Origin of the sequence: Streptomyces hygroscopicus subsp. hygroscopicus (genome assembly GCF_030269125.1) — a bacterium.
Taxonomy (GTDB): Bacteria; Actinomycetota; Actinomycetes; order Streptomycetales; family Streptomycetaceae; genus Streptomyces; species Streptomyces hygroscopicus_C.
On the sequence record NZ_BSSM01000003.1, the window covers coordinates 141533 to 163000 of the forward strand.

Consider the following 21468-nt stretch of genomic DNA (forward strand, 5'->3'; position numbering starts at 1 on the left):
CGCGCCGGCATGCTGGAAGCGTGCTGAACGCCGAACGCGTGAGGCCCCGCACCGCGCTTCTGGCGCTGGTGCGGGGCCTTGTGGGTGCCTGGCCTCCTACAGCTCGATGCCGATCTGCTCATGTCGGTGAACTCCCACGCCCAGGCCGTGCGCGCGGGTGTTGTTGGCGCGGAAGTACATCTGGGCGAGGCCGGCGGCGGCGAATCTGCTGGAGCTGTTGCTCGGTGGCGCCCTGCTCGCGTGCGGTGAACAGCTGGTCGGCGTACTCGGGTGGCACGGCCTGGGCGCGGATTCGGGCGTCGTCGGTGGTGCCCGGCGCTGCGGTGAACCCGAAGCGTGCGCGCGTGCTGACGACCAGGCCGTCGGTGGAGGCCGCCTTCTTCCTCGCCTTGGCCCGCACCTGCGGCTGCCACCGCTTCTTGACCTCGCGCTCTAGGCGGCCGCGCAGGTCCTGGCGGGGCCGCTTGAGCTTGCCGGAGACGTACCGCTCTACGGTGCGCTGGGAGATCCCGAGCGCCTGTGCGGTGGCCTTGGTGCGCTTGAGCTGCTTGACCAGGTACTTCATGTGGGCCTGAGCGCTTTGCGGGATGCGGCGGGTGAACGCCCCCTCCAGCGCGCGGTCCAGGCTGTCCCCGAGCGAGTCCACCACGGCCTGCTCCCCTTCTCTGGCGGCGCCGACCCGCTCCACCTTGCGCTCATCTTCGGCATCGACGAGAAGACTGCCATCCGCTACGCGGACTCGGCGCGGGCACTGCTGGAACAGGCAGCCGGGCACTCGACAGGGCCCTCGGCAAAAGAACTTGGCCCGGAGCGCGGAGACTTGAAGAATGACGGCCATGCGGATTCGACAGGCAGGGCCTGATGACGCCTCGGCGGTCGCTCGTGTCCACGTGCGCTCCTGGCAGGTGGCCTTTGCCGGTCTTGTTCCGCAGCACTACCTCGACGCCATGGACCCAAACCACGAAGAGTCCAGCTGGACGTCACGTATCGCAGAGACACAGTGGCCATCATCGGGAGTGCTGGTAGCCGAAACCGAGGCCGGGATCGTCGGGTTCGCAAGTTTCAGCCCGTCTGAGGAGAGTTCTGCCACCGCGGAAATCGGCACGCTCTACGCGATGCCCGAGGCCTGGGGCGCTGGGGTCGGAAAGCGGTTGATGGCGGCAGTGTTGACGACTCTCGGCCAGGCTGACTACGAACAGGCCGTGTTGTGGGTACTCGAGGACAACGAACGAGCCCGGCGCTTCTACGAGGCCGCCGGTTGGCGCCCCGACGGCGCGGCAGTGGTGGACACCACCGGCGGGGCCACTCTCAACAAGTTGCGCTACGGCCACCCTCTTGGTTAATCCGCTTACCCTCTCGGCCGCCCAGAGAGCCAGGAAGCGGCGTGGTCGTGAGTTGGAGCCAAACTCGCGGAACCAGCACCGTGAAGCATGGCGACCGACCCTTGGGTTCCCACCAAGAACCCTTCAGTTTGCGTGAACCCGCGGGACTCTAGGCCCTGGAGTCCCATCCCAGACACCAGCCGCGAAGTAGCGGGTGGTCGGGTGCTCGCGGCCGTGGCGGCCTGCTCGTCGTGTTCGCGCAGCATCCGCATGACGGTGGCGCGCGATGGTGCTGCCCCTTCTTCGCACCGGGGGTGATGACGAGCCGCTTGGCGATGTCGCGCAGCACCTATGAAACACCGGCCGCAGCTCTGCCCGCAGTCCGCTGTCAATGTCCGAAGTCGCCTGCACGGATGTCCGAAGTCGTGTGCGTGGACGTGCCGTGGAGCGACCGGGCTCGCCGGGTTTTGACGTCGCGGTAGGAGTACGCCGCAATGGTCAGGACAGTCGTCACATAGCAGAGTGGCCTGTTGTCAGTGGCAATGAGGTTGACACCGATGACGGCAAGCAGCGCGGTCACGTACCCGATCCCGCGCGTGAGAACTCTGGAGCGCGGCGTGAGCGCCGCCGTCACCGCCAGGGTGATCGCCAGTGCGTAGACATACGCCCGGATACCCTCGCCGCCGTATTCGATCACGAACAACGGGACGTCGATCGCCTTCGTGACCGTCACGGTGAGCAGCACGGCTAGGACGGCTGAGGGACCGAACCGTTCCAGTGCCGCACGGTTCCTGCCCATGGCCGGGTGACGAAGGTGTGCTGGGTTGTTCAGCGATGCCGGTTTCGGCTGCGGCGAGCCGCTGCTTGGCCCCGGGGCGGAGACCCCGGGCGGGAGCGGAGTCGTGCGGGGCGTTGTGGGATGTTGGGTGAGGGTGACTGGTAGGGGTGCGGGTTGGGGCTCGTGGTCGAGTTGTCGTAGTGCGTGGGCGAGGTTGGCGGCGTTCGGGTACCGCTGGGCGGGGTCCTTGTTCAGCAGGGTTAGTACGACGTCGTCCCAGGCGGGTGGGATGCCCGCGGTAACCGAGCTGGGTGTGGGCGGCAGTTGGGTCTGGTGAGCCGTGAGGTAACCCACGCTGTCGGGGGCCTGGAACGGCAGCCGCCCCGTGATCAGCTCGAAGAGCAGGCAGCCGAGTGCGTACAGGTCGCCGCGCGGTTCCGGGAAGCCACGTGCCTGTTCGGGCGCCATGTACGGGGGCGTGCCCACGATGAAGCCGGTCTGGGTGAGTCGGTCCGCGGTGGCGTAGGGGTCGGCTGCTCTCGCGATGCCGAAGTCGAGGACCTTCACGGTTCTGGAAGGCGTGATGAGGATGTTGGACGGCTTGATGTCCCGGTGCATGATTCCGGCTGCGTGCGCGTCAGCAAGTGCGTCACCTATCTGCGCGCCCCACCGGGCCGCGTCCGCCAGGGTGACGACACCTCGGCGCAGCATCGCGTCCATGCCCTCGCCTCGGACCAGCTCCATCACCAGGAACGGGACCCTGTTGCCCTCGGTGCCGGTTTCGCCGAGGTCGTGGATGGTCACGATGTTGGGGTGCTCAACTGGGCGGTGATCCGTGCCTCGCGCAGGAATCTGGCCCGTGCCTCGCCTCCGAGGCTTCCGCCACCGGCGAGCAGAGAGATCACCTTGACCGCGACGGGCCGCCCAGCGTCTCGTCCTGCGCCTCCCATACTTGCCCCATGCCGCCCTCACCGAGCTGTCGCACCAACCGGTAACGGCCCCCGAGAAGCTGGTCTCGCACTGCTACGCCTCCCCCGTTTCGAACATTTCTGTCCCTTCTGCCGGCAAACCAGCGCGATCGGGATCATGGCGCGGCTTTGAAGGTGACACACCCGTTACCCAGAAACCCGCCAGACGGCGGGGGTGTTCGCCATGACGGGCACCCTGATCCGAATCAGCTTTCTATCCCCGGTGCGTCCCCGGCTGCGGAGCGGGGCCGTCGACTGCCGCTCGCACAAGACTTCCACTCCGCCCAAGGACATCGACCTGCAGCGGGTCAGGAACCAAGGTCATTGCGCGTCTCCGAACGGCGCGGCGGCGGAGTCTGCCTCCGCGAGGTAGCGGTGAAGCGAGGTCTTGGGGATTCCGGTCTTCGCGGCGATCTGCCCGAGGCTGGTGCCCTGCTGTTTGAGGAGCCTGGCGTACTCGATCTTGTCGGCGGGGTGGGCGATGGGGCGGCCGATGCGGCGGCCTGCAGCTACGGCGACGGCGCGGGCGTGGGCAACGCGTTCGGCGGTGAAGGTGCGTTCCATCTCGGCGAACAGGGCCAGCAGCAGGAAGGCCAGGCGGCCCATACCCTCGTCGGCGGTGTTGATCGGCAGGGGGGCCGTTCCACTGCCGCGGTGGCGCGCGGGTAGCCGATCCACCGGTCGGATCGCACGTAGCGCAGGCGACTTCGACTGTCCCGCGATTCCGCAGTGCCGTGCACTCACCGACGAAACAGCGGCTCACCTGCGCACGCGACTTCGAAAAACGACATCCGCCGCGCACTCCAACCCTTCGGAGCGTCATGCTCAGCTATCTGTCGATTGGATCGTCGTTCGTCAATGGCACCCCGCCTCGGGCGGCCAGGTGTGCCGCCCGGCGGCATTCAGCTGGCCGCCAGGGCCGCGCCCAGCGGCGTGTGCTCGTAGCGGACAGCCCGGCCGGTGCGGGTGCGGGTGACCAGACCGGCGTCGCGCAGCACCGCCAGATGGCTGCCGACGGTGCCCAGGCTCAGGCCGAGCTGGGCGACCAGCTGCGTCGTCGTTGCCGGCACGTCCAGCGCGCGCAGCACGTCCGCGCGGTGCGGGCCGAGCAGCCGGCTCAGGGCTTCACCGCCTGGTGTACGCGCCACGGGGCCGAGCAGGTCCGCGATGCCCCGGGCGGGATAGACCAGGGCGTAGGGCCATGGCGGTTCGACGTAGCTGATCAGAGTGCCGAAGACCGTGGGCATCAGCAGCAGGCCCTGACCGGTCAGCTGGTACCGGTCCCATGCGGTTCGCGAGCCCGTGCGCACCTCGATGGTCCCGGCCTGCCCCTGGGAGCGCCATCTCACCCGCGGGTCGAGATCGGACAGCGCTGCTGCCCAGCCGTACGTCGCCAGGTGCCCGGCGCGGCGGACCAGGTCACGTTCCAGCACCGTGCGCAGCCGGGGCCAGTCCGGCTCGACCAGTGCCTGCCAGCTCGCTTCGAGCGCGTCGGCGAGTCGGGTGACCACATCCGGCGAGTCGAGGATGCGCTGCACGTGGCGTGGCGGCGTCCGCAGCCCCTGCAGGTTGCGGGCCAGTTCCAGGCGTGCGCGGTGCAATGGAGTCGCTCGTACGGCGGCCAGCTCGGTGGCGAAGTCGCCACCGGGGCCCGACGGTGGTGGATGGATGAAGTCGGCGTTGTAGTGGCCGCGGCGGTACAGCGCCGTCAGCGCCCCGACCGCGGGCACCTGCCGGCGCAGCTGCTCGTACCGGGGCGCGATGCGCTCGGTCCACGGCCGGAGCGGGCCGGGGGTCTGCACGCCGGCTGCGACGCGCAGCGCCTGCATCGCCTCGCCCAATGGTGAGATCGCGTAGCGGGTACGCGCCACGTCGACGGGTCCCACCCCGATGGCCAGCATGTTTTGCCTCCACACGAAAGCATAGTCACCGTGGCCGGGCTGCCGTGATGCTGTCGGCCATGACCACCACGCCCGCCGCGGCACGCTCGGCCACCTACCGCGAGGTGTTCGCTGTGGGCCAGTTCCGTGTGCTGTTCGGCAGCTACACGCTCTTCCTGACCGGCGAGACGGTGCGGATGCTTGCCCTGTCCGTGATTGTCTACGCGGCAACCGGGTCGCCGCTGATGTCGGCGCTGGCGTATGCGGCTGGCTTCCTGCCCTATGCCCTGGGCGGCGCTCTGCTGCTGGCGTTCGCCGACCGCTGGCCCCCGCGCACCGTCATGGTCGGCTACGAGATGCTGCGCGCCGCGGTCAGCGTCGTGCTCGCTGCCGGTCTGCTGCCGGTACCGGCCCTGCTCGTTCTCGTGTTCGTCACGGGTGTGCCCAGTGCCGTCGCCTCCGCTTCGCGCACCGCCCTTCTGCCCGACCTGCTGGACGGCGACCACTACGTGCTCGGCCGTGCCGTGTTCTCCATGGCGGCCGGCGGCACGCAGGTGCTCGGCTTCGCCGCCGGAGGCATGCTGATCGCCGCTGTCGGCGCGTCAGGCGCGCTCTGGATCACCGCCGCGACCTGCCTGGCCTCGGCAGGCCTGCTGCGACTGTGCCTGGCCGACCACCCGCGCCGCCGCACCGGCGTCTCGGCCGGCATCAGCGTGACCTGGCAGGTGAACCGGGCGCTGCTGCGCCAGCCCCCGGTCCGGGTGCTGCTGCTGGCGCAATGGCTGGCACCGGCGCTGATGGTCGGCGCGGAGGGCGTGCTGGTCCCGTACGCCGCGCAGGTCGGCGCGCCTGACGCGGCCGGTCTGCTGTTCGCAGCGGTCGCCGCCGGGATGTTCGCCGGCAATCTGATCGTCGGCCGCCTGGTGCGTCCTGCGGGCCGGGAGCGGCTGGCCCGTCCCCTGGCGCTCGCGCTCGGATTGCCGCTGCTGGGGTTCGCGCTGTATCCCGCACCGGGATACGCGGCCATTCTGCTGGCCGTGTCGGGTTTCGGCGTCGCCTATCAGCTCGCACTGGCCCGCAGGTTTGTCGACGCGGTGCCCGAGACGCAGCGTGGTCAGGCGTTCGGTTTGCTGCTGACCGGAACGATGACGCTGCAGGGCCTGGCCGCCGCAGTCGGAGGCGCGCTGGGCGAAGTCGCGGCCCCGGCGCTGGTCGTCACACTGGCCGGCGCTGCCTCGGCCGTCGCCGCTCTGATGTCCTGGCGAACGCTGTCGCCCACCCGGCGACCCTGACCATGAGCATCCTTCGGAGACGAACGACTCCCGTTTTTGCGACATCAACCAAGTGGGGAGGTGGAGGTCGATCGTGCCCAGTCAGGCATCCGCATCACGGGCCAGGTCAGGTGCTTGAGCGATTTTTCACTGCCCTCGGAAGCCGCCGAGGCGGACATCGGACGGTCATGAGCGGCTGATGGCCCTCGTCTTGCCCAGCGGGGTCCATTACAGTCCGTCTCAACCCGCCAACAGCGGTGAACAGAATCTCGGCGACCTGCGGGGCACCGGATCACGCCCGCCAACAAACGTGAACGGTCACAGACAACTCAGCGACCTGAAAACGCACACCGTGTTGTTCCGGCTGGAGGACCAGCCGCGGCTCACCAACCAACTCTCGGACGACATGGTCCTGGAGGACGACATGGTCCTGGAGGACGAGGTGGTCCTGGAGGACGAGGTGGTCAGCAAGATCGCCGCAGGCTCCGGAGTACTCGCGGCCCCCAAGTCCGAGGGTGGGCTCGATGACCGGCAGGCATTTCACGCGCTCATGCTGCTGGTCCGGACCGGCCAGCGCATGAACGAGGTCCTGATTTCAACTCGGTGTCCTGTGCCGCGTGGCCGGGGACGTCCGTGCAGGGAATCTTCGTGTCCCTCAACCATCCGGCGCACGCCCACCTCGACTCGGGCAGTGGAGGCGTCGCCTCCTTCTACGCGCTGGCCGACGACGGGCGCGTCGACACGGTCGTCTACGACATCAGCTCCCACCGGCGGAACAACGACTACCAGTGGCAGAGGTCCGGCAACAGGAAGTTCGACAAAGGCCCCCCGTCGCTGGAGATCCACGCGAACGCCGAGCCGTTGGTCGCGTCACGCAGGCGAGTGGCGGCCGCCGAGTCGGCGGCCCGTTCGGCACGGGACACCGCGGCCCGGCTCGATGCCCGCGCCGCCGGTGCGGACCCGCGCCGGCGGGCTGCGGGAGCCGACCGGGGAGCAGTCGGCACCAGGGCGGCCGAGCCCGGCCTCGCCCTGCTCGGCGGCAGCCGAACGCCTGACGGCGCCCCCGTGGACGACCGTCTGCCAGGGCCGTAGGGTCCTGCGCGGCGAGCAGATCAGCGAACCGCTCCCGGCCGTGCGCCAGTTGCCTGACATAATCCGCGAAGTCCTCGTCCCGCAGGGCGGACCCCTGCCAGGACGGACGGCTCAGGAACTCCCGGGCGAAGCCGGGCCATGGCTCGCCCTCACCGTCCAGCAGGGCGGCCAGGCCCCGCCGGCGCAGTACCGCCGCGAGCCGGCCGGCCTCCTCTGCCGACAGGGATGCGGGCAGTTCGTCGAGCCGTCCGACGAGCCGCACCGTGCGGTTCACCTGGTCACGCAGACGTGTGTCCAGGAAGGGACCCAGGTGCGGGTGGCGGACGGCCGCCCGCCACAGAGGGCTTTCCGCGAGCGCCTCACGAACGAGTTGGGGCCGGTCGTTGAGTGCCTTGACGAGTTCCGGGTGCCCCAGGAGGGCGGTGCGTACGGAGTCGGACGCGAGGAGTGCGGTGAGATCCCGTGGCCGCCTGACGATGACGAGGCGACGCGCCTCCGCCGACTCGGCGAGCCGGTCCGTGATCTCGCCGTGCTTCACGATCAGGTCGAGTACCGGCCTCCGCGTCAGCGCGGCGTGTGCGTCGTCCGACGTCGTGGCGGCGAGCGCGTCCACGAACGTCGGGGCACGTCCGGCGACATGGAGCCCGTGGGAGTCGACGAGGACGGTGCGGACCGTCCGGCTGTCGGCGCGGGAAAGGCGGGACAGCAGGTTCGGGTCCCCCAGAAGGGTTCGCCACGACTACGCGTCCGCGAGGACGTCCTTCCGCCGTGCGAGCAACCTCCCTCAACCCCGGTATGCGAGCGAGCTGCCGCACGAGCCGGGGATCTCGCGCGGTGAGTCCGCCCCCCCTTTTAGCCCGCACGTGAGCGGAGTCGAGGACCACGCGCGAGACGTCGATGAGGCCGGCGTCATCGAGTCGGTGCAGCACCGCTTCATGCAGCCGGCCCCACACCCCGGCCCGCGACCAGATCAGGAACCAGCGGTGCGCGGTCGACTTCGGTATCCCCCGCCCCGCGGCCGCACCGTCTTAAGTACTCCAGCCGTAGATCGTGATCTTGCTGGTCGGGGCTGGTGCGGAGATGGCTGTGGCCACCGTTGATCACCGTGAGTTGTGTGGACAAACGAAAGGACTGACCGGGGTGGCTTGCGCCGCAGCCGCTCAGCCTGGAAACCGGCCAGTCGACCGTAGTTGCCAGCGGCGCTCGGCGTAGGCCAGGTCGTCCCGCCACAGTCGGCCGGCCGCGGCGCGCGCCAGGGGACGCAGCAGAGGTGCGGCCAAACGTACGGCACCGAATCCGGGGCGGTTCGAGGCTGCGATCACCGCCTCGATGACGGCGGTCCGAGGCCGGCCCGTGTCGTCCGTGCCAAGGGGCGTGGCATGGGTCTCCACGGTGGAGCCCGCGCCCTCACCCTCGGTGATGTGCATGACGACAGTGCGGGGTTCGGGGGCGGTGAAGACGGCGCGTACCGGCACGACCAGTGGGCCCGCCACCTTGAAGGACACGTCGACAGTGAGGGAGTCCGGGCCGTCGTCTGAACAGCCGGGTACGTTCACCACCGTCAGGTCGACGAAAGAGTAGGGGTGGAACCATGCCCCGTGCCACGGATCGAGCCGGTTGGCCATGATGTCCTCGGGCTCACAGACACCTACGCAGGTGTGGACGGCTGTCACCGCGCGCCTAGGATCGGGTCGCCGCGGTAGGACCGGTGCGTCCAGCGGCTCCTCGCCGCCTACCGCGTCCAGTCGTGTCCAGACGAGCACCCCGTCGTCGTGCACCGGCAGCGGCGACCAGCCTGCGTGCGAGCGGCCGTCCAGGGCCAGCCCGTGCCAGTGGCACACCAACGCGCCGCACCGCACCGGGCTGTCGCGCAGCGGTGCCCCCATGTGCGGGCAGGTTCCTGGTCCGCCGACGAGGCGCCCGTCAGGCCCTCGCCACACCACGACCTCCTGCCCCGCCACGGTCCGCCCCAGCTTGCCGTCACCCCGCAGGGTGCTGGAGGCGCCGACGACGTACCAGTTCCCTGACTCGCGACTCTGGGCCCGCTTCAGCGCGCCGGCGATCAGCCCAGGCCGCGCCTCGGGCCAGGTGGGCCGCTGATCCTGCCAGGGCACGGCGTGGCGGCGCAGGGACAGCGGTAGGCGGCGGTTCACGTGACCTCCCCAGCGGAGTGGTCGGCCGTCGCCGGTGGGAACGCGGTTGCGGGTAGGGCACGGTTGTACGGGCCGTGTCTGGGTCCGGGTCCGGGTCGCGCGCGGAAGCGGGCGGCTGTCACCCGGACCAGCCCATCGGCGGCGACCACCGCTCTGCGCCGCCGCTGTACTACCCCGCGCCGGTGCAGCACGGTGTAGCCCTCGCGGGCAATGGCGTCCAGGATGCCGCCGTACAGGACGGCTGCGGTGCGGATGCAGGGGCGCGACACCGGGTCGAGCAGTTCGACACCGGGCATCGCGGCCCGGTACACGTTGCGGGTCAATGTCTCGAATTCTCTGAGTGCGGCGGTGATCCGGCGGTCCGTTCGGCGCGTCGCGCGGCTCCAGCTGAGGAGCGCCCGGTCGACGCCGTGAGCGGCGAGCAGGTCGGTGGGGAGGTAGATGCGCCCGCGGTCGAGGTCCTCGCCGACGTCGCGTAGGAAGTTGGTGAGTTGGAAGGCGACGCCGAGCGACGCGGCGTAGGGCTCAGCCTCCTTGCACGGCCCGACCGTGCCCAGTACGGGGAGCATCTCGAGCCCGATCACTGCGGCCGACCCGTGCATGTAGGCGCGCAGGTCGGCGTAGGTGGGGTAGGAGGTCACGACCAGGTCGGAGCGCATCGCGGCCATGAAGTCCTGGAAGTGGGCGGGGTCGATGGCGTAGCGTCGGGCGGTGTCGGCGAGAGCGTGTACCACCGGCTCGCGGCTGCAACCCTGTCGCAGTCCTTCCTCCAGTTCCTTCTGGAGCCGGGTCAGCGCTCGCGCTCGCACATCCGCTCCGGCGCCGGAGTGGAGAGAGTCGACGATGTCGTCAGCCCAGCGGGCGAAGCCGTAGAGGGCGTGCACGGCGGATCGGCGCTCCACGGGCAGCAGCCGTGTGGCCAGGAAGTAGGTCCTGCCGTGTCGAGCGTTCAGGGCGCGGCAGTGCCGGTAGGCGGCGCGCAGCTCCGGATCGTTGATCTTCGCTGCGTCCAGCTCTCGCTCGGTCATCCTGCCCTGCCTTCGGTCGGGGCGGCCGTGGGGTTCTCTGGCACTTCGGTCTGCCTGGCGGCAGCCTCGGGATCCGGCCGGGAGACCGACGGCTCATGCACGGTGGTGGCCAGGGTGCGAGATGCCTCGTCCACGCGCGGGACGGCCGGCGGCTTGCGCTCGCCGGCTTCGCACACGGATGGGACAGGGCAGCTGGTGGCGGCCGGGGCGCCGGTCCGGTCGGGGAGAGTGACGGTTGCGGAGTGACTCCAGCGGCTGCCGCCGCGTCTGGGTACGCCCGTGATCCGGGCCGCGGCCAGCTTTCCCGAGAGCAGCACGGTCGGCACGCCAACGCCGGGTGTGGTGCCGCATCCGGCCAGGATCGCGTTGTGGGTGCCCCGCACCAGGTTGCGCGCCCGGAAGGGCCCGGTCTGCGTGAAGGTGTGAGCGGCCGAGAACGGGGTTCCCGCAGCATGCCCTTGCGCGTGCCAGTCGGCTGGGGTGACCAGACACTCCTGCTCGATGGCGGCTCCCAGGCCGGCCAGCCCGCGCTGCTCCAGCTCGCCCAGCAGCTTGTCCCGGTAGCGCGGGCCTAGCTCGGACCAGGCGGCCGCGTCCGGGCCGATGTCGGTGTTGGGACAGGGCGCGAGGATGTAGTGCAGGTGGTGGCCCGGCGGCGCGAGGCGGGGATCGGTGGCGGTGGGGCGTGTGACGAGCAGCGAGGGGTCGCTCATCAGTCGTCCGGTGCGGGTGATTTCGTCGAACGTGGAGTGCCACGCCGTGCCGAAGAGGATCGTGTGATGCGCGAGCTGCGGCCAGGTCCGGTCCGTGCCGGCGTGCAGGACGACCGCGGAGGGGGAGTGACGTAGGCGCAGAGGTCTGCGCGGACGCCGTCCGAGCAGCCGGTACGCGACGGGCAGGTCCGGAGTGAGGACGACCGCGTCGCACGGGATGCGGGCGCTGTCGGTGACGACCGCCGTGATCCGCTCACCCGAGCGCTCCAGACGAGTCACCCGCTGTCCGAACTGAAGCTCGGCGCCGGCTGCGGCGGCCGCGTCCGCCATCGCACGGGGAAGCGCGTGCATACCGCCCCGCGGGAAGTACACGCCGGCGACGGTGTCCATGTAGGCGATGACCGCGTAGGCGGCCAGCGCCCGCGCCGGGGGCACACCCGCGTACAGGGCCTGGAAGGAGAACACGCGGCGCAGCCGTTCGTCGCTCAGGAAACGGCCGATCTGCGGGTCCAGGCGGCCGAACCCGCCGAGGGCGGCCAGCCGGGCGAGGTCGGTGGTGAGCAGGCCGAGCGGTGAGTCGAAGTTGGTGTCGATGAACCGGCGCATTTGAACTCGGTACAGCCGCTGAAGCCACTCGCGCAGGCGACGGTAGCCCGCTGCCTCGGCCGCCCCGGCGAACCGCTCCACTTCGGCGGCCATCGCGTCCGCGCCGGTGTGCACGTCAAGGCTGCTGCCGTCGGCGAAGCAGGCCCGGTAGGCCGGGTGCAGGGGGATCAGCTCGACCCGATCGTTCAGATTCTGGCCGACGGCGGCGAACGCCTCGTCGGCCAGGTCGGGCATGGTCAGTACGGTCGGGCCGGTGTCGATGCGGTATCCGGCCAGGTCGAGGCGCCCGGCCCGGCCGCCGGGCAGCTTTTCACGCTCGACGACGGTGACCTGGCGCCCGGCCCCCAGCAGGTGCAGCGCTGCCGACAGCCCGGCGAGGCCGGCGCCGACGACTACCACGTGATCGGTGGGACCGGGCAGGGTGCGGGTCACTGGTTGTCCCCCGCGCCGTCGTAGGCAGGAGTTTCGTACCCGCTGTCCCCGGGCTGCAGAGGTACGGCGGCATCCGTGCCCGGCCGCGCGCCGGCCGTGGCGAGCAGCAGACGGCGCAGCGGTGCTGCGGCCTCCGCGTCGAGCACGGCATCGTCGAAGTACCGCAGTCCCTGTGCGGCGAGTCGGTCGAGCCTGGCCTGCACGGTGGCGCGTGCGCCCGTGGCGACCAGTACGTCGCGCACCTCGTCCAGACCCTGCTCGTTGAGGGCCGCGTCACCGAGCCACCGCTCGAGCACGGCCAGCGCGGCGCCGTCGCCGGCGGCCTCGGCGCGTGCGCGGGCGACGGCGGCCAGGTAGGTGTGCTTGTCCTCCCGGATGTCGCCGCCGCACGTCTTGCCGGTCTCCCGCGGGTCGCCGAAGACGTCGTCGAGGTCGTCGCGCAGCTGGAACGCCATGCCGACGCAGCGTCCGGCGCCGCACAGCAGGCGAAGCGTCGCATCGTCCGCGCCCGCCACGGTCGCCCCCAGGGCGAGCGGCCGCTCTACCGAGTACGAAGCGCTCTTGAGGCGGGTGGCGCGCAGCGCGCCCGTCAGGGACCGCGCCACCGTCATCCGGCCCCGTACGTCCAGATACTGGCCTGCGACCATCTCCGTGCGCAGGTCGCCCCATAGTCGCCGTACCACTGCCCCTGGCCTGGGTGGCAGCGGCGTTTCCGCCACCAGATCGTCGGCCCACGCCAGTGCCAGGTCACCCGCGAGAACCGCCGCCGACTGCCCGAACCACTCAGCACGCTCGTGCCCTCGCCGGCCGGCGAACCTGCCGGACAGATCCGTGTGCAGTGCGGGCCGGCCGCGGCGCAGCGCCGCCCGGTCCATCACGTCGTCCTGGACCAGCGCGCAGGTCTGGAGCAGTTCCAGAGCGGCTCCGATCCGCAGGGCTGCTCCCGCGGGCATCGGGTCGCGGCCCGCGCAGGCCCGGAACGTCCACCACACCAGCTGGGCGCGCGTGCGCTTGCCGCCCTCCCGGGTGAAGCGCGTCATCGGTTCGGCCAGTTCTTCGGCGAACCGGGGATCCGCCAGTCGGGCGCGGCGCAGGCGCTCTGCCAGCACATGGTCGAGCATCCGGCCGACGGCGCCGGGCACGTCCGAGTCGACCGCCCGCACTTCGGCAGGGCCGCCGGGCAGTGGCCCGCTGACCGCCCGCCACGCATCGGTCATGTCGTCTTCGTCCCGGTCACCGGCCGCCGGCCTGCGCGGAAGTGACGTCACGGGCGCCGTCGCGACCGGCGGCGGCGCCGTCGCGGAGCGGTCCTTCGCGTGGGTGAGACGCATCCCGGTTCCTTCCGTCCTGTCCGATTCCGTCGTTCCCGTCACCCGTCAGTTCCGGCTCGGGCCGTGCGGAAACAGATGTGCCGGCGCCCCACGTGACCGGGACCGAGGGCGACCGCTCCTCCACCGTGCCGTCTGGGGCGCTCGGTTGCTCGCCGCCAGGGGGTGCGCTTGCATCCATCGGGGTACAAACTGCGGGATATCAGGTCAGATCATCCAGGAGCGGGCACCGGGCGTGCTCGGCTCGGAGTCCGTCACGCCGTAGGCCCCTCCGCCGGCAGCCGCGTACGGGTCGGATCGGATCGAAGGGAGACGCAGTGCCGGATACGGACGTGGCCATCGTGGGTGCGGGCGCTGCCGGGCTGTCGCTGGCCCACCGGCTCGCCGGGAGCGTCGCCGGCCTGCGCACACCCTCCGCGGTCCTGCTGGACGCGCCGCCCGGCCCGCTGCGGCCACCACCGCGGACCTGGTGTTACTGGACGGCAGGACCTGGACGGTTCGACGCGGCGGTACGGGACGAGTGGCAGCGGCTCAGGGTTCGCCCGCGCACCGGCGCCCCTATCGAGGGAGACATCGCCCCGCTGTGGTACCGCATGATCCGCTCCGACGACTTCGAACGCCTGGTCGCCAGGAGCCTGGCACACACCTCCAACGTGCGGCGCTTGGAAGCGATCGTCGAAGCGGTGGAGGACGTGCCCGGCGGCGCCCATGTCCATCTCAGAGACTCCCGCGGCCGGGCGCGGGTGCTCAGTGCCCGCTGGGTGTTCGACTCCCGCCCCCTCGGCGAGCTTCCGGCCGCCCGAACGACCATGCTTCAGTGCTTCCACGGCTGGTTCGTGCGCACCGCCCGCCCGGTTTTCGACCCCGCCGTCGTAGAGCTGATGGACTTCCGCACCCCGCAGCCCGCCCACGGCCTGTCCTTCGGCTACGTACTGCCGACCGGACCGTGCGAGGCGCTCGTGGAGTACACCGAGTTCTCCCCTGATGCCCTCGCTCCGGAGCGGCACGAGGTAGCCGTACGGCATTACGCCGACGAGGTGCTGCGGCTCGGCGAACGGCAGGTGCTGGCCACTGAGACCGGCCTCATCCCGATGACCGACGGGCTCTTCCCCCGGCAGACCGGAGCCTCCGTCTTCCGCATCGGTGCCGGTGGCGGAGCGACCCGCCCCGCCACCGGCTACACCTTTGCCGGACTTCAGCGCCAGACCAGAGCCATCGCCGACGCCCTGCGCCGCGGACGCCGTCCGGTGCCGCCCCCCGCCCACCGGATGCGCTCGCGTGCCATGGACGCCGTCCTGTTGCGCGCCCTGGACAGCGGCCGGGCCGACGGCCCGGAGCTGTTCAGCCGCCTGTTCACCCACGTGCCCATGGCACGGCTGCTGCGCTTCCTCGACGGAGACACCCGCCTGCACGAGGACGTGTCCATCGGCCTGTGTACGCCGGCCCGGCCGATGTTGCGCTCCGCCCTGGAGCTGCTCGGTCTTCCCCGCCGCCCCTTCGACCTGGCCACGCCCTCGCGCCCGCCGACGCCTCCCGCCACTGCGCCGCCGCCCGCGCCGGACGCATCCGCCCCGCACCTCCCCCCGACGGAGACCCCATGACGCAGCTGCGCGACGATCACCTCGCCGCCGCTTTCGATCACGCCTCCCGCACGTACGACACGCTCGTGGCCGCCAACCCCGGTTACCACGCCCACCTGCGCCGCTCGGTGCGCCGACTCGGCCTGCCCGGAGCCGGCCAGGGACTGCGCCTGCTCGACCTCGGCTGCGGCACCGGCGCCTCCACCGCCGCGTTGCGCTCCGTCCTGCCCGCCGCCCGCATCACAGCCGTGGACGCCTCGGCCGGCATGCTCCGGCGAGCCGCGGCCAAGCCGTGGGCGGACGGGGTGACCTTCGTCCACTCCCCTGCCGAGCAGCTGCCCCAAGCGGGGGTGCGTGGCCCCTTCGACGCGGTACTGGCCGCCTACCTCTTCCGCAACGTCACCGATCCCGACGCTGTCCTCGCCACCGTTCGCGAGCTGCTGCGGCCGGGCGGCCGACTCGCCGTGCACGAGTACACCCTGAGCGGGCGGCACGCCGACCGCGCGGTGTGGACGCTGGTGTGCAGAGGTCTCGTACAACCTGTCGCGACCCTGCTGGGGGACGGCCCGCTGTACCGGCACCTGTGGCGCAGCGTGCTGGACTTCGACACCGCCTCGTGTTTCGCGCGGCGGCTCGACGCGGCCGGCTTCGACAAGGTCCGCTCCCTGCCTCTGCCGGGCTGGCAGACGGGCATCACTCACACCTTCCTCGCCCGCCGAGCACACGACCACGGGCGAAACGCATGAGGTCGCCGCGACAGGGCGCCGCGCGCCGGGGACGCGACCGGCGGGCACGCATGCTGCCCGCCCCGTCCGGAGCCCCCCGGGTGCAGGGCACCCCACCGTCGGTGGCGGTGGTCGGCGCCGGCATCGCCGGCCTGGCCGCCGCCACCGTGCTCGCCGAGCGCGGGGTGTCCGTCACCCTGTACGAGAAGCGGCCGTACCTCGGCGGCCGAGTCGGCGGATGGCCGACCGAACTGCGCGACGGCACCACGGTCAGCATGAGCCGCGGCTTCCACGCCTTCTTCCGCCAGTACTACAACCTGCGCGGACTCCTGCGCCGCACCGACCCCGGCCTTCAGCGGCTCACCGGTCTTCCCGACTACCCGCTGCTCCACGCCGACGGCCTGCACGACAGTTTCCGGTACGTCCCGCGTACCCCGCCGCTCAGCGCGCTCGGTTTCGTCGCGCTCAGCCCCTCCTTCCGGCTCGCCGACCTGCGTGCCATGAACCCTCTGGCGGCCCTCCCGCTGCTCGACGTGCGGGTGCCGCAGGTGTACGACCGCCTGGACGGCATCAGCGCGCACGACTTCCTGGACGCCGTGTGTTTCCCCGCCAGCGCCCGGCACCTGGCCTTCGAAGTGTTCTCCCGGAGCTTCTTCGCCGACCCGTGGCACTTGTCCGCGGCCGAGATGGCGCTGATGTTCCACATCTACTTCCTCGGCTCCGCCGAAGGGCTGCTCTTCGACGTACCCAGCGCCCCTTTCGCGGCCGCCTTGTGGGACCCGCTCGCCGGCTACCTCACCCGTCACCACACGGAGGTGCGCACCGGCATGGCCGTCGAGCACATCGCGCCCACCCCGGACGGCGGTTTCGTTGTCGCTTCCGAACGGGAGGAGCGCCCCTACGGCGGAGTCGTCCTTGCTCTGGACAGCGCGGGGCTGCGCTCGCTGGTCGAACACTGCGGGCAGCTGGGCGACGCGCCCTGGCGTGAGCGGATCGGGCGACTGCGCACCGCTCCGCCGTTCCTGGTCAGCCGCCTGTGGTTGGACCGTCCGGTCGCATCCGATCGGCCCGGCTTCCTCGGTACCAGCGGCTTCGGCACCCTCGACAACATCAGCGTGCTGGAACGCTATGAGGACGAGGCGGCCCGCTGGAGAGCGCGCACCGGAGGTTCCGTCGTCGAACTGCACGCCTACGCCCTGCCGCCCGGAGCCGTCCGGGAGGTCGAGCAGAAGCGCCTGCTCGGCCAACTCCACCAGGTGTATCCGGAGACCGGCACGGCCACGGTCCTGAACACCCGCCACGAATGGCATGCGGACTGCCCCCTCTTCCCGGTGGGCGGCTACCGCGACCGGCCCACCGTCCGCACTCCGCACCCGCGGCTGGTCATGGCCGGCGACCTGGTCCGCACCGACCTGCCCGTGGCACTCATGGAACGAGCAGCCACCACCGGCTTCCTCGCGGCCAACGCCCTGCTGGAACAATGGGAGGTACGGGGCCAGACGCTGTGGACGGTACCGGACCGCGGTCGCAACGCGGTGTTGAGGGCCCTGGCCGCACGGGAGTTCACGCCCACCATCCGCAGACACTCGGACTGAGGCAGCTCCGCTCCGCAGGATGCATCTCCCGTCAGCGCGGCGGACCACGGCGTTGTGCGAGGCTGGCATCGCCTGACCGGCAAGCGCAGCAGTGCAGTGAGCCTTCGCCAACTTGAAGTCGCAGGTCAGAGGGCTGGTGTGACGGTCTTCCGGGGTACTCGCGCTGGTCGTGGGCGGCAGGAGCCTCGTGGACAGTTCAGATGCCTCGGATCAGCAGTGGATTTCGCCAGGTCCGCTGAGACGACGAGGTGGCGCGCAGGACCCGGGAGTGTTGGCGAGAGGCAGTGATCAGCTGCCCCTCCAGCCCGCCGGGCCGGTCTCGTCAGCGACCCCGAGCTTGTCGAATATCGATATGCTCCTCTATCTTGGGCATATCGAAAGTCGATAGGTGGGGGATGTAATGAACACGCGACTCACGAGGACCCTGGCCTCGGTGACCTTTCTGCTGGCGTTCCTCTGCGGGGTCGCCTTCATCGGCACAGGAGTCACGCACATGCTCGATGACGGGGCGGTCTGCGTGCAGACGGACTTCTGGCACAACGCCTCACTGGCGGATCCACTGCCGGTGGGCACGGGCGTGAAGGTGTCCAGCAGTGCCACGCGCCTGTGCCAGGACAGTCCCTCCGTGGGTCAGCGCGCCGCCGACCTCGGGGGCAAACTGCCCTGGCTGCTGTTCGGTGCGCTCGCGCTGCTGCTCTTCTCCCGGCTACTCAAGGCAGTCTTGCTGCAGGGGCCGTTCACCGAGGCGGTGGCACACCGACTCTCCGTTCTCGGCTGGTTCGTCACCGCGGGCACGCCGCTGGCCGGCCTCATCGTCGGCTGGTCCGAGTCCTGGCTCGTCGGGAGCATGGCGCCGATCGTGGGTTCCGGGCCGACGGTCTCCGGGCCGCTCGTGCTCGTCCTCGCCGGCCTCGCCGCAGTGATCATGGGGAAGATCATGCGCGAAGGCGTACGCATGCGAGAGGACCTCGAAGGAACCATCTGATGCCCGAAGAGGAACCACACGCGATCCGGATCCACCTCGACCACCTTCTCGCCGAACGCGGGATGACACTCACCGAACTGTCAGCACAGGTGGGTATCACCGTCGTCAACCTGTCCGTACTGAAGAACGGGCGGGCCAAGGCCATCCGCTTCTCGACCCTGTCGAGGATCTGCGAGGTCTTGCGGTGCCAGCCGGGAGACCTGATCACCCACGACCCCGCCTCCCTCTGACCTGCGACTTCAAGTTGGCGAAGGCTCAGTGCACAAGCGTTCCATCTGCTTCCGCACCAGGAATGCGAGGAGGAACGGGTTGGCCTGGGCGCAGTAATGGCGATCCTTGCCTGCGTGGCCTTTTACGCACTCCTGCTACTTCTTGCGGTTTACGTGATTTCCTGGCGGCTCACGCACGGCATGCCGGAGCGGCCGGGATGCCGCCACCGGGACCGGCTGAACGGCCACGTACTGGGATTGAAAGCGCGATGTCGTCATCGTGGGGTGCGCAGGAATCCGGTTCCGGTGAGGCAGCCGTCGAGGGCGTCGTGGCGGTACTGGAGCTGGCGTAGGCCCAGCCGGACGGCGGTGATCAGGTCGTGCGGGTCGGCGAAGGCGCGGTTGGTCGTGGTGGTGCGCCGGAGCACTGACCAGATGCCTTCGACCGAAATCGTGAAGTGCTGTTGCGGATGGGGTGTGCGTGTGGAGTGGCACCTGGACGAATGTGGTCACACTGAGTTCGAGAGGCGTGAGCCGACCGAACGGCGGGAGAACATCCGCGAGACCACGCTCGAAGGCAAGGCGCAGCAGGCGTTCCAGCGGGACCTGACGGCCCTCGCGCAGTGGGTGGAGCGACAGGGTGGACGAGCCTGCTGCGCGCAACTCGGCATGAAGCCGGCCTCAGTCCAACGAGTGAGCCTGTGACGGATGGCTCGCTGCCCTGGTTGCACAGCCGATCCGGCGGTCCCGAACGCTGCCAGCCTTGACGACGAAGGCAACAGGGCCATCTCCCCGGCGCCGGGGTCCTGTGGGATCGTGACTGGTGCTGTGTGAGAGGGGGAGCGGTGGTGTCTGCGCCTGCAGCCGGTGGCTTTATCGAGTAGTACGGGAGTCACTCACGGCCCAGCGGACGGTTGGGGGGCCAGCCCCCGCCGCCGGCCCCTCCTCGCTCCCGGCCCCGTGGGCTTCCGGGGCCGTTCACGTGGAAAGAGAGTGGCATTGGTTCCTGACAGGCAGCTGACGGGGATCGTCCCAGTCGTGCCCTGCGGCGGCAGCTCAGCGGCCGCGCCGCCCGCCGTCCGCCGTCCGCCGTCCACGAGCGGATCCGTCGTCGGCCTGGCCACCGCTCACCTTGGCACGCCCCCGACGACTTGCGAGACGAGGACCTGCTCGCCGCCTTCCAACCGTGCATTCAACCCTGGGTGAAGGCCGAAAGGGGGGTCTTTGATCCCTGTGGATCAAATCCCTCTCAGTCCTGCTTTCCGTCGCATACGACAGTTCCGCCCACCGTGTGCGGGATCCGCGATCCGCAGGCGACCATCTTCCAGTCGAGCCGCAGCGTGTAGGGATTTCCCTTCACGTGATAGTCGATCCATGCGGTGTTGATGTAGCCACCCTGCTTTCCCACATCGAGGACGAACAGCAGCTCGGTGAAACCTGTGCCTTCCTTGTCCTGGTCGGCGCAGCTCTGGGTGATGCGGCTTCCTGTCCGTACGTCCTTGTACTCGCCGGGTGCCTTGCGCTGCTGGAAGTGCGGCGGTGCGCCCAGAGCGGCACCGATCTGGCCGGCGTCGACGGTCGCCTTCCACATGTGCGGGGTGACGGTCCGCAGCTTCAAGGAGACCGACCTCGGCTTCACGGGCGTGCGGTAGCGGATGCCGTCGATGGTGATCGGGTCCCCGCTGGTCGAGCACAGGAGGTAGCTGCCGAACGTCACCGTCCACGGAGCCTTCTTCGGTGCGTAGACCGATGTGGTGCCCGTGTCGGTGTGGGATTGCAGAGGGCCGGCCCCGCTGACGTGCTCTACACGCTCGTCACCGAACGGCCAACCGGTCAGCAGCGACACCGTCACCACCGCGACCGCTGCGAAGGCGGCCAGAGAAAGCGCGGTCTTTCCCTTGCGACGACGGGGCCGCCGTGCGGGCACGGCGCCTTCCTCGCGCGTGGAGCCGCTGGTCACAAGTCGAAACCCTTTGTGTTGGCGACCGAGGCGCTGCCGGACGCGGACCACTTCGTGCCGTTGGTGGTGACCGCCGCGCCGTAGGTGACCTCGGAGCCATTGCTGTGGGTCATCCACGCCGTGCCGCGCTTGGTGCCGTACCCCGGGGCGGCCGGGTATCCCTCGCCGATGGTGGCCCAGGCGTCGTTCTGGCCGATCTTCGTGGTGCGGCAGGTGTCGGCGCGGGGAGACACGAGTGCCGCCTTCACTCCCTTGGCAGCCTTGCCCAGGTGAACGTTGATGTTGGGCGGCAGACTCGCGATGGTGCGGGTGGTCCCGCTCTGCGCGGGGGCGATCGGGTTCGCCCAGTGCCGGGCTGACGCGGGGCGGGTGGCCCACTGTCCGACCAGGCGGACAGACTGGGTCGTCCAGGCATAGCCGTTGCTCGTCGGGTCGAAGATCTCCATCTCCAACGACACCAGACCGTTGGGTCCGATGTAGCGGTCGGGGACGTCGGCCGGATCGACTGCGACGGTGAAGGAGTTCCCGTTGGTGCTGATCCCTGTGGTCGGCAGGTTCAGCATGGGGACTTCCTCGCCATTGGCCAGGCGAGCGGTCTCTGCGGGAGGGAGATCGGCGCGCAGCGTGAACCGGGCTTTGTCGAGCGGTAACTTCGCGTCGACCTGTCCGGTGAACGCCACTAAAGGCCCGGTTGCCGCCTGTGAAGCCGGCACGTTGACGAGGCCGACGACAGTGCAGACGCCTGCCGCGAGTACGGCGACTCTCTTCGCAATCATGCAGGTTCCCCCTGGTGCGGTTGCACAGAACTCCGAAAAGAGTCGTTCCTGATGATTTGATCGCCAT

The 21468-nt window shown here is 70.2% G+C and carries 21 protein-coding genes and 1 pseudogene; 10 read left to right on the forward strand and 12 right to left on the reverse strand.

All coding sequences use genetic code 11. The annotated features are described in order from the left end of the window. Positions 1-118: 118 nt before the first annotated feature. Positions 119-649 carry a telomere-protecting terminal protein Tpg gene (gene tpg, locus QSK45_RS08735; protein WP_490993522.1) on the reverse strand — a complete coding sequence of 177 codons (531 nt, stop codon included), beginning with the start codon at positions 647-649 and terminating at the stop codon, positions 119-121. A gap of 187 nt (positions 650-836) precedes the next feature. Here tpg and QSK45_RS08740 point away from each other — a divergent pair, with 187 nt between their 5' ends. Next, positions 837-1343 (forward strand): GNAT family N-acetyltransferase, encoded by a 507-nt coding sequence (locus QSK45_RS08740; RefSeq protein WP_285554861.1) that lies wholly within the window; start codon positions 837-839, stop codon positions 1341-1343. 367 nt (positions 1344-1710) lie between these two features. Here QSK45_RS08740 and QSK45_RS08745 read toward each other — a convergent pair whose 3' ends face one another. The 3 genes from QSK45_RS08745 to QSK45_RS08755 form a co-directional block, all read right to left on the reverse strand. Continuing rightward, on the reverse strand, positions 1711-2904 hold the full coding sequence (locus QSK45_RS08745) for a serine/threonine-protein kinase (protein ID WP_285554863.1): 1194 nt from the start codon (positions 2902-2904) through the stop codon (positions 1711-1713). Between the two features lie 485 nt (positions 2905-3389). Then, positions 3390-3746 (reverse strand): helix-turn-helix domain-containing protein, encoded by a 357-nt coding sequence (locus QSK45_RS08750; protein ID WP_285554866.1) that lies wholly within the window; start codon positions 3744-3746, stop codon positions 3390-3392. A 224-nt stretch (positions 3747-3970) separates the two neighbouring features. Further along, positions 3971-4969: an ArsR/SmtB family transcription factor gene (locus QSK45_RS08755; RefSeq protein ID WP_285554868.1), complete on the reverse strand. Its 999-nt coding sequence runs from the start codon at positions 4967-4969 to the stop codon at positions 3971-3973. A gap of 59 nt (positions 4970-5028) precedes the next feature. On the opposite strand from QSK45_RS08755, the gene QSK45_RS08760 reads away from it, so the two are divergent. The 3 genes from QSK45_RS08760 to QSK45_RS08770 all read left to right on the forward strand — a co-directional run bounded on the left by QSK45_RS08760 (position 5029) and on the right by QSK45_RS08770 (position 8149). Then, positions 5029-6240, forward strand: a complete 1212-nt coding sequence (locus tag QSK45_RS08760) for an MFS transporter (protein WP_285554870.1) — start codon at positions 5029-5031, stop codon at positions 6238-6240. Between the two features lie 627 nt (positions 6241-6867). Further along, positions 6868-7311 carry a hypothetical protein gene (locus tag QSK45_RS08765; protein ID WP_285554872.1) on the forward strand — a complete coding sequence of 148 codons (444 nt, stop codon included), beginning with the start codon at positions 6868-6870 and terminating at the stop codon, positions 7309-7311. Positions 7312-7360: 49 nt separating this feature from the next. Next, positions 7361-8149, forward strand: coding sequence for a hypothetical protein (locus QSK45_RS08770; protein WP_285554874.1), 789 nt, complete (start codon positions 7361-7363; stop codon positions 8147-8149). On the opposite strand, the pseudogene QSK45_RS08775 reads toward QSK45_RS08770, so the two are convergent. The 5 genes and pseudogenes from QSK45_RS08775 to QSK45_RS08795 form a co-directional block, all read right to left on the reverse strand. Further along, a pseudogene (locus QSK45_RS08775) lies at positions 8133-8318 on the reverse strand (IS5/IS1182 family transposase); the annotation flags it as partial. The gene QSK45_RS08770 and the pseudogene QSK45_RS08775 overlap by 17 nt on opposite strands. A 153-nt stretch (positions 8319-8471) precedes the next feature. Further along, complete coding sequence (locus tag QSK45_RS08780) at positions 8472-9464, reverse strand: Rieske (2Fe-2S) protein (protein WP_285554875.1); 993 nt, start codon at positions 9462-9464, stop codon at positions 8472-8474. After that, positions 9461-10492, reverse strand: a complete 1032-nt coding sequence (locus QSK45_RS08785; protein WP_285554878.1) for a phytoene/squalene synthase family protein — start codon at positions 10490-10492, stop codon at positions 9461-9463. Before QSK45_RS08785 ends, QSK45_RS08780 begins: the two co-directional genes overlap by 4 nt. Further along, positions 10489-12243 carry a phytoene desaturase gene (locus QSK45_RS08790; protein ID WP_285554880.1) on the reverse strand — a complete coding sequence of 585 codons (1755 nt, stop codon included), beginning with the start codon at positions 12241-12243 and terminating at the stop codon, positions 10489-10491. The genes QSK45_RS08785 and QSK45_RS08790 overlap by 4 nt, the downstream gene beginning before the upstream one ends. Then, positions 12240-13574, reverse strand: coding sequence for a polyprenyl synthetase family protein (locus QSK45_RS08795; RefSeq protein ID WP_490993523.1), 1335 nt, complete (start codon positions 13572-13574; stop codon positions 12240-12242). Before QSK45_RS08795 ends, QSK45_RS08790 begins: the two co-directional genes overlap by 4 nt. A gap of 314 nt (positions 13575-13888) precedes the next feature. Between QSK45_RS08795 and QSK45_RS08800 the strand changes: the two genes are divergently transcribed. The 5 genes from QSK45_RS08800 to QSK45_RS08820 all read left to right on the forward strand — a co-directional run bounded on the left by QSK45_RS08800 (position 13889) and on the right by QSK45_RS08820 (position 18686). After that, on the forward strand, positions 13889-15172 hold the full coding sequence (locus tag QSK45_RS08800; RefSeq protein WP_285554883.1) for a lycopene cyclase family protein: 1284 nt from the start codon (positions 13889-13891) through the stop codon (positions 15170-15172). Next, the gene (locus QSK45_RS08805) at positions 15169-15897 is read left to right on the forward strand and encodes a class I SAM-dependent methyltransferase (protein ID WP_285554885.1); all 729 of its coding nucleotides are present in this window, start codon (positions 15169-15171) and stop codon (positions 15895-15897) included. The genes QSK45_RS08800 and QSK45_RS08805 overlap by 4 nt, the downstream gene beginning before the upstream one ends. Positions 15898-15947: 50 nt before the next feature. Further along, on the forward strand, positions 15948-17471 hold the full coding sequence (locus QSK45_RS08810; protein WP_285555523.1) for an FAD-dependent oxidoreductase: 1524 nt from the start codon (positions 15948-15950) through the stop codon (positions 17469-17471). A gap of 433 nt (positions 17472-17904) precedes the next feature. Further along, positions 17905-18456 carry a DUF2975 domain-containing protein gene (locus QSK45_RS08815; RefSeq protein ID WP_285554887.1) on the forward strand — a complete coding sequence of 184 codons (552 nt, stop codon included), beginning with the start codon at positions 17905-17907 and terminating at the stop codon, positions 18454-18456. Beyond that, positions 18456-18686 (forward strand): helix-turn-helix domain-containing protein, encoded by a 231-nt coding sequence (locus tag QSK45_RS08820; RefSeq protein WP_285554889.1) that lies wholly within the window; start codon positions 18456-18458, stop codon positions 18684-18686. The genes QSK45_RS08815 and QSK45_RS08820 overlap by 1 nt, the downstream gene beginning before the upstream one ends. A gap of 254 nt (positions 18687-18940) precedes the next feature. On the opposite strand, the gene QSK45_RS08825 is transcribed toward QSK45_RS08820, so the two are convergent. Then, positions 18941-19093 (reverse strand): hypothetical protein, encoded by a 153-nt coding sequence (locus QSK45_RS08825; RefSeq protein WP_490993524.1) that lies wholly within the window; start codon positions 19091-19093, stop codon positions 18941-18943. A 55-nt stretch (positions 19094-19148) separates the two neighbouring features. Between QSK45_RS08825 and QSK45_RS08830 the strand changes: the two genes are divergently transcribed. Continuing rightward, positions 19149-19370 carry a hypothetical protein gene (locus QSK45_RS08830; RefSeq protein ID WP_285554892.1) on the forward strand — a complete coding sequence of 74 codons (222 nt, stop codon included), beginning with the start codon at positions 19149-19151 and terminating at the stop codon, positions 19368-19370. Between the two features lie 544 nt (positions 19371-19914). Here QSK45_RS08830 and QSK45_RS08835 read toward each other — a convergent pair. Together QSK45_RS08835 and QSK45_RS08840 are read right to left on the reverse strand one after the other, a co-directional pair. Then, positions 19915-20625 carry a hypothetical protein gene (locus QSK45_RS08835; protein ID WP_285554894.1) on the reverse strand — a complete coding sequence of 237 codons (711 nt, stop codon included), beginning with the start codon at positions 20623-20625 and terminating at the stop codon, positions 19915-19917. Next, complete coding sequence (locus QSK45_RS08840; RefSeq protein WP_285554896.1) at positions 20622-21401, reverse strand: hypothetical protein; 780 nt, start codon at positions 21399-21401, stop codon at positions 20622-20624. Before QSK45_RS08840 ends, QSK45_RS08835 begins: the two co-directional genes overlap by 4 nt. Between the last annotated feature and the right edge of the window lie 67 nt (positions 21402-21468).